The organism is Streptomyces sp., from assembly GCF_031181705.1.
GTDB lineage: Bacteria > Actinomycetota > Actinomycetes > Streptomycetales > Streptomycetaceae > Streptomyces.
The window spans coordinates 1-7,369 of sequence record NZ_JAPSKN010000200.1; the positions used below are offsets into that span (position 1 = coordinate 1).

Genomic DNA, 7,369 nt, shown 5'->3' on the forward strand with positions numbered 1-7,369 from the left:
GCCCAACTCCCGGGCGATCAGCATGCGCTGGACCTCGCTCGTGCCCTCGCCGATTTCCAGGATCTTGGAGTCGCGCCACATGCGGGCGACCGGGTACTCGTTCATGAAGCCGTAGCCGCCGTGGATCTGGGTCGCCTCGCGGGCGTTGTCCACCGCGACCGTGGAGGAGTGGAGCTTGGCGAGGGCCGCTTCCTTCTTGAAGGGCTCGCCCGCGACCAGGCGGGCCGCCGCGTCGCGCCAGGCGAGGCGGGCCGTGTGGGCCTTCATCTCCATGTCCGCGATCTTGAACTGGATCGCCTGGTTCGCGGCGATCGGCTTGCCGAACGCGTGGCGCTCCTTGGCGTACTTGACCGACTCGTCGACGCAGCCCTGCGCCAGACCCGTCGCCAGGGCGGCGATCGCGATGCGGCCCTCGTCGAGGATGCGCAGGAACTGGGCGTAGCCGCGGCCCTCCTCGCCCAGGAGATTCGCCGCCGGGACGCGGACGTCCGAGAAGGACAGCTCGCGGGTGTCCGAGGCGTTCCAGCCGACCTTGGAGTAGGGGGCCGCGACCGAGAAGCCGGGGGTGCCCGACGGGACGATGATCGAGGAGATGTGCGGCTTGCCGTCGGGCTTGCGGCCCGTGACCGCCGTGACCGTCACCAGGCCCGTGATGTCCGTGCCCGAGTTGGTGATGAAGCACTTCGTGCCGTTGATGACCCACTCGTTCGTCGACTCGTCCAGGCGGGCCGTCGTGCGCGTCGCTCCCGCGTCGCTGCCGCCGTCCGGCTCGGTCAGGCCGAACGCGCCGAGGAGTTCGCCCGAGCAGAGGCGGGGGAGCCACTCCTGCTTCTGCGCCTCAGTGCCGTAGCGGTAGATGGGCATCGCGCCGAGGGAGACGCCGGCCTCCAGGGTGATGGCCACCGAGGAGTCGACCCGCGCCAGTTCCTCCAGGGCGACGCCGAGGGCCAGGTAGTCGCCGCCCATGCCGCCGTACTCCTCCGGGAACGGCAGGCCGAACAGGCCCATGCGGCCCATCTCCCGGACGATCTCGTACGGGAACTCGTGACGCTCGTAGAAGTCGCCGATCTTGGGCGCAACGACCTCGTGTGCGAACTCCTCGACCGTGCGGCGGAGTTCTTCCAGCTCGGTGGGAAGGCGGTAGTCCATGGTGGTCACTGCTCCTCGGTGTCCTCGTGGGACAGGGCTCGGACGGTGCGGGACGGGCTGGGTCGGCCCAGGTGGGCGGCCATCCACGTGCTCGTGGCGACGAGGCGGCCGAGGTCGATTCCGGTGTCGATGCCGAGGCCCCGCAGCATCCACACGAGGTCTTCGGTGGCGAGGTTGCCCGTCGCCGACTTCGCGTACGGGCAGCCGCCCAGGCCGCCCGCGGAGGCGTCGACCGTCGTCACGCCCTGCTGGAGCGCGGCAAGGGTGTTGGCCAGCGCCTGGCCGTAGGTGTCGTGGAAGTGGACACCGAGGGCGGAGGAGGGGATGCCCGCCTCGGCCAGGGCCGCGAGGAGTGCGACCACGTGGCCCGGGGTCGCCACGCCGATCGTGTCGCCGAGGCTCAGTTCGTCGCAGCCCATGTCCGTGAGGGCCCGGCAGACCTTCACCACCTGCGGGATCGGGACCGGGCCCTCCCAGGGGTCGCCGAAGCACATGGACAGGTAGCCGCGCACGTGGACGTCGTCCGCCTTGGCCCGGGCCACCACCGGCTCGAACATGGCCAGGGCCTCGTCCACCGTGCGGTTGAGGTTGGCCTTGGCGAAGGACTCCGTGGCGCTGGCGAAGACCGCGACCCGGCGGGCGCCGAGCGTCAGGGCGCGGTCCAGGCCCCTCTCGTTCGGGACGAGGACCGGGAGGGCCACCGGCAGATCGCCGACGAGCGGGTACAGCCGCTCCGCGTCCGCCAGTTGGGGGACCCACTTGGGGTGGACGAAGCTCGTCGCCTCGATCGTCGTCAGGCCGGCGTCGGCCAGGCGGCGGATGAACTCCGCCTTGACCTCCGTGGGGACCGTCGCCTTCTCGTTCTGCAGGCCGTCGCGCGCGCCCACCTCGTGGATGCGGACGCGGGCGGGCAGGTCCCCGGCCGGGACGGCCATCGGGAGCCCCGGGACTGTCATTGCGCCGCCTCCTCGTTCGGTGCGATGACCGCCAGGACCTGGTCCATGGCGACCGTGGTGCCCGGCGCCACGTCCAGCTCGGCGACCTTGCCGGCATGCGGCGCGGAGATGACGTGCTCCATCTTCATCGCCTCCACCACCAGCAGGCTCTGACCGGCGCTCACCTCGTCGCCGACGGCGACCTTCACGACGGTCACCGTGCCGGGCATGGGGGCGGTGAGGGAGTCGGCTCCCGCGTGCGCCGACCGGGTGAGGGACGCGGCGACCGGGTCGTGGTCGCGGACGTGCCAGGCGTCGCCGTCGCGGCCGAGCCAGTCGGCCGCGCGGTGGAAGGTGTGCCGGACGCCGTCCAGGGTCACCGCGACCCGGTCGTCGGTGACCGTCGCCGTGCCGCGCGGGGTGTACTCCAGCGGGTCCTGCACCTTCAGATGGAAGGCGGGGGGCTTGCGGGCGCCGCCCAGACGCCAGCCGCTCGGCACCGAGAACGGGTCCGTCCAGCCGCCCGGCTCGGGCTTCAGGGCCTCCAGGCGGACAGCCGCCGCAGCCTCGTAGACCTCCTCGGGCACGTCCGCCGGGAGCAGGCTCTCCACCTCGCGCTCGACCAGGCCCGTGTCCATGTCGCCGGAGACCACCGCCGGGTGGGCGAGCAGGCGGCGCAGGAAACCGGCGTTGGTCTGCACGCCGAGCGTCACCGTCTCCGCCAGGGCGGCGCGCAGCTTACGCAGGGCGGTCGCGCGGTCGGGGCCGTAGGCGATGACCTTGGAGAGCATCGGGTCGTAGAGGCTGCCGACCTCCGTGCCCTCGGTGAGGCCCGAGTCGGTGCGCACGCCCTCGCCCTGCGGCTCGCGCAGCCTGAGCACCGTGCCGCCGGAGGGGAGGAAGCCGCGGGCCGGGTCCTCGGCGCAGACGCGGGCCTCCACGGCGTGCCCGGTCAGGCGCACGTCCTCCTGCGTGAAGGCCAGGGGCTCCCCGGCCGCGACGCGCAGCTGCCACTCGACCAGGTCCAGGCCCGTGACCAGCTCCGTGACCGGGTGCTCCACCTGGAGGCGGGTGTTCATCTCCATGAAGTAGTACGACGACGGGTCGTTGCCCGGGACGATGAACTCCACGGTGCCCGCGCCCCGGTAGCCGCAGGAGCGGGCCGCCTGGACCGCCGCCTCGCCCATCGCGGCACGCGTGGCCTCGTCCAGCAGGACGCTCGGCGCCTCCTCGATGATCTTCTGGTGGCGGCGCTGCAGGGAGCACTCGCGCTCGCCCAGGTGGACCACGTTGCCGTGGCCGTCGGCGAGGACCTGGATCTCGATGTGGCGGGGCCGGTCGATCCAGCGCTCCACCAGCAGGGTGTCGTCGCCGAAGGAGGCGCGGGCCTCGCGGCGGGCCGAGGCGATCTCGTCCTCCAGCCGGGTCAGGTCCCGCACCAGGCGCATGCCCTTGCCGCCGCCGCCCGCGCTGGGCTTCAGCAGCACCGGGGCACCCAGCGCGCGGGCCGCCTCGGCCAGTTCCGGGTCCCGGCCGCCGGGCACCACCGGCACCCCGGCCTCCTGGACCGTCTCCTTGGCGCGGATCTTGTCGCCCATCAGGGCGATCGCGTCCGCCGGGGGGCCGATGAAGACCAGGCCGGCCTCGGCGCAGGCGCGCGCGAAGGCGGCGTTCTCGGCGAGGAAGCCGTAGCCCGGGTGGACGGCCTGCGCGCCCGTGCGGGCCGCGGCCTGCAGCAGGCGCTCCACCGACAGGTAGCTCTCGGCGGCGGGGGCCGGGCCGATCCGCACCGCCGTGTCCGCCTCGCGGACGTGCCGGGCGTCGGCGTCCGCGTCGGAGAAGACGGCCACCGAGCGCACGCCCATCGACCGCAGCGTCCGGATGACGCGTACGGCGATCTCGCCCCGGTTGGCCACCAGCACTGTCTCGAACATCGTCGTCCGTCCCCTCACATCCGGAAGACGCCGAACTGGGGATCACCCAGGGGCGCGTTGGCGCAGGCGGTCAGGGCCAGGCCCAGGACCTGACGGGTGTCCAGCGGGTCGATCACACCGTCGTCCCAGAGGCGGGCCGTCGCGTAGTAGGCGTTGCCCTGGCGCTCGTACTGGGCGCGGATCGGTGCCTTGAAGGCCTCCTCGTCCTGCGCCGGCCAGGACTCGCCGCGGGCCTCCAGCTGGTCGCGCTTGACCGTGGCGAGGACCGAGGCGGCCTGCTCGCCGCCCATGACCGAGATCTTGGCGTTCGGCCACATCCACAGGAAGCGGGGGGAGTACGCCCGGCCGCACATCGAGTAGTTGCCCGCGCCGTACGAGCCGCCGACCACGACCGTGAGCTTCGGTACGCGCGTGCAGGCCACGGCCGTGACCATCTTGGCGCCGTGCTTGGCGATGCCGCCCGCCTCGTAGTCCTTGCCGACCATGAAGCCCGAGATGTTCTGCAGGAAGACCAGCGGGATGCCGCGCTGGTCGCACAGCTCGATGAAGTGGGCGCCCTTCTGGGCGGACTCGGCGAACAGGATGCCGTTGTTGGCGACGATGCCCACCGGGTGGCCGTGGATCCGGGCGAAGCCGGTGACCAGGGTCTGGCCGAACTCGGACTTGAACTCCGCGAAGCGGGAGCCGTCGACGACCCGGGCGATGATCTCGCGCACGTCGTAGGGGGTACGGGAGTCGACCGGGACCGCGCCGTACAGGCCGTGCGGGTCGACCTTGGGCTCGACGGGCTCGGTGACCTCCCAGGGGAGGGCGCCCCGGGCGGGGAGCGTGGAGACGATCGTGCGCACGATGCGCAGGGCGTGCGCGTCGTTCTCCGCGAGGTGGTCCGTGACGCCCGAGACGCGGGAGTGGACCTCGCCGCCGCCGAGCTCCTCCGCCGTGACGACCTCGCCGGTGGCCGCCTTCACCAGGGGCGGGCCGCCGAGGAAGATCGTGCCCTGGTTGCGGACGATCACCGCCTCGTCGCTCATCGCCGGGACGTACGCGCCGCCGGCCGTGCACGAGCCGAGGACGGCGGCGATCTGGGGGATGCCGGCGCCGGACATGCGGGCCTGGTTGTAGAAGATCCGGCCGAAGTGGTCGCGGTCCGGGAAGACCTCGTCCTGCATGGGCAGGAAGGCGCCGCCGGAGTCCACCAGGTAGACGCAGGGCAGGCGGTTGTCGAGGGCGACCTCCTGGGCGCGGAGGTGCTTCTTGACCGTCATCGGGTAGTACGTGCCGCCCTTGACCGTGGCGTCGTTGGCGATGATCACCGTCTCGCGGCCGCTGACCCGGCCGATGCCGGCGATGACTCCCGCGGCCGGGGCCTGCCCCTCGTACAGCCCGTCGGCCGCGAGCGGGGCGAGCTCCAGGAAGGGTGAGCCGGGGTCGAGGAGGGTGTCGACGCGGTCGCGGGGGAGCAGCTTGCCGCGGGCCGTGTGGCGGGCGCGGGCCTTCTCGCCGCCGCCCTGTGCGGCCGCGGCCAGCTTGGTGCGCAGCTCCTCCACGAGGGTGCGGTGCGCCTCCTCGTTGGCCCGAAAGGCCTCCGACGCGGGGTCTGCCGCGCTCGTGAGCTCCGGTGCCTCGTGCATCCTGCGGGTCCCCTCACTTGTTAATGAGCGTTAACGCATTTCCTCCAGGTTAACGACCGCTAACCTCCCTGTCTAGAATTGTTTTCATGGCCACCAGAACCGACGCCCCCACCCGCCGTGAGCAGATCCTCAAGGAGGCCGCGCGGCTCTTCGCCGAGCGGGGCTTCCACGGGGTCGGGGTCGACGAGATAGGCGCCGCGGTCGGGATCAGCGGACCCGGGCTGTACCGGCACTTCCCCGGCAAGGACGCGATGCTCGCGGAGCTGCTGGTGGGGATCAGTGGGCAGTTGCTGACCGGGGCCAGGCGGAGGGTGGCCGAGGCGGACGGGGGCGGGGCGGAGGGGGTGCTGGACTCACTGATCGAGGGGCATATCGACTTCGCGCTGGACGACCGGCCTCTGATCACCCTGCACGACCGGGAGCTGGATCGCCTCCGGGACAGCGACCGGAAGATGGTGCGGCAGCTGCAGCGGCAGTACGTGGAGCTGTGGGTGGGGGTGGTGCGGGAGGTGTACCCGGGGCTGGGGGAGCCGGCGGCACGGTCGGCTGTGCACTCGGTGTTCGGGCTGCTGAACTCGACGCCGCACCTGGGGAGGGGTGGGTCGTTGCCCGGGCGGGGGGCTACGGCCGAGTTGCTGCATCGGATGGCCCGGGGGGCGTTTGCGGCGGTGGGGGTCTGAGGGGGGCTTGCCCACCCGCCCACCCGTCCGCCCGACACGGTCGGGCAAGAGGCCGCCCTCGCCCCGGGGCTCCGCCCCGGGCCCCGGCGGAGTCGCGCCCCCTGTGCCCACCCCCACCGTGACGAGCGCCACCCCACCCCCACCCTGGACCCCCTCAATACTCGCCGGTATCTTTGGCTGAGCAAGCGCTTAGACAGAGGTCGTGGAGGTGGCGGCGTGCGCCGTACGGTGTTCAACGAGGATCACGAGGCGTTCCGGGAGACCATCCGCGCCTTCATCGAGGCCGAGGTCGTACCCGTGTACGACGAGTGGTTCGCGGCGGGCCAGGCCCCCCGTGACTTCTACTACAAGCTCGGTGAGCTGGGCATCTTCGGCATCAACGTGCCGGAGGAGTTCGGCGGCGCCGGCCTGGAGACGCACAAGTTCGAGGCCGTGCTGTACGAGGAGACCGCTCGCGCCGGTGTCCAGTTCGGCGGCTCCGGCGTGCACGTGCTGCTCGCCCTGCCCTACATCAAGATGCTGGCGACGGACGAGCAGAAGAAGCGGTACCTGCCGAAGTTCGTCACCGGCGAGGAGATGTGGGCCATCGCGATGACGGAGCCGGGCACCGGTTCCGACCTCGCGGGCATGAAGTCCACCGCCAGGCTCAGCGAGGACGGCACGCACTACGTCCTCAACGGCGCCAAGACCTTCATCACCGGCGGTGTGCACGCCGACCGGGTCATCGTCTGCGCCCGGACGTCCGCCCCGACCGCCGAGGACCGCCGCCACGGCATCTCGCTGTTCGCCGTGGACACCAAGTCCGAGGGCTACTCCGTCGGCCGCAAGCTCGACAAGCTCGGCCTGAAGACCTCCGACACCGCCGAGCTCGCGTTCGTCGACGTCAAGGTGCCCGTCGAGGATCTCCTCGGCGAGGAGAACAAGGGCTTCTACTACCTCGGCCACAACCTGGCCTCCGAGCGCTGGGGCATCGCCTTCGGCGCCTACGCCCAGGCCAAGGCCGCCGTCCGGTTCGCCAAGCAGTACGTGCAGGAGCGCAC

6 protein-coding genes are annotated in these 7,369 nt (G+C 72.0%); 2 read left to right on the top strand and 4 right to left on the bottom strand.

Annotated features, from left to right (window positions below; translation table 11 throughout):
* The 4 genes from RIN80_RS25205 to RIN80_RS25220 all read right to left on the bottom strand — a co-directional run.
* On the bottom strand, nucleotides 1-1,149 hold a 1,149-nt coding region (locus RIN80_RS25205), incomplete at its 3' end, for an acyl-CoA dehydrogenase family protein (protein ID WP_309097942.1).
* A gap of 5 nt (nucleotides 1,150-1,154) precedes the next feature.
* On the bottom strand, nucleotides 1,155-2,105 hold the full coding sequence (locus RIN80_RS25210; protein WP_309097943.1) for a hydroxymethylglutaryl-CoA lyase: 951 nt from the start codon (nucleotides 2,103-2,105) through the stop codon (nucleotides 1,155-1,157).
* A complete protein-coding gene (locus RIN80_RS25215; protein WP_309097944.1) occupies nucleotides 2,102-4,018 on the bottom strand; it encodes an acetyl/propionyl/methylcrotonyl-CoA carboxylase subunit alpha in 1,917 nt (638 codons plus the stop codon). Before RIN80_RS25215 ends, RIN80_RS25210 begins: the two co-directional genes overlap by 4 nt.
* 14 nt (nucleotides 4,019-4,032) lie before the next feature.
* Nucleotides 4,033-5,649 carry a carboxyl transferase domain-containing protein gene (locus tag RIN80_RS25220; protein WP_309097945.1) on the bottom strand — a complete coding sequence of 539 codons (1,617 nt, stop codon included), beginning with the start codon at nucleotides 5,647-5,649 and terminating at the stop codon, nucleotides 4,033-4,035.
* A gap of 86 nt (nucleotides 5,650-5,735) precedes the next feature.
* Between RIN80_RS25220 and RIN80_RS25225 the strand changes: the two genes are divergently transcribed.
* Nucleotides 5,736-6,329, top strand: coding sequence for a TetR/AcrR family transcriptional regulator (locus RIN80_RS25225; RefSeq protein WP_309097946.1), 594 nt, complete (start codon nucleotides 5,736-5,738; stop codon nucleotides 6,327-6,329).
* Nucleotides 6,330-6,545: 216 nt separating this feature from the next.
* On the top strand, nucleotides 6,546-7,369 hold an 824-nt coding region (locus RIN80_RS25230; RefSeq protein WP_309097947.1), incomplete at its 3' end, for an acyl-CoA dehydrogenase family protein.

Excerpts from the sequence above, each read along its gene's own strand:
- RIN80_RS25220 (WP_309097945.1), bottom strand. The coding sequence starts at position 5,649 with ATGCACGAGGCACCGGAGCTCACGAGCGCGGCAGACCCCGCGTCGGAG.
- RIN80_RS25225 (WP_309097946.1), top strand. The coding sequence starts at position 5,736 with ATGGCCACCAGAACCGACGCCCCCACCCGCCGTGAGCAGATCCTCAAG.
- RIN80_RS25215 (WP_309097944.1), bottom strand. The coding sequence starts at position 4,018 with ATGTTCGAGACAGTGCTGGTGGCCAACCGGGGCGAGATCGCCGTACGC.
- RIN80_RS25210 (WP_309097943.1), bottom strand. The coding sequence starts at position 2,105 with ATGACAGTCCCGGGGCTCCCGATGGCCGTCCCGGCCGGGGACCTGCCC.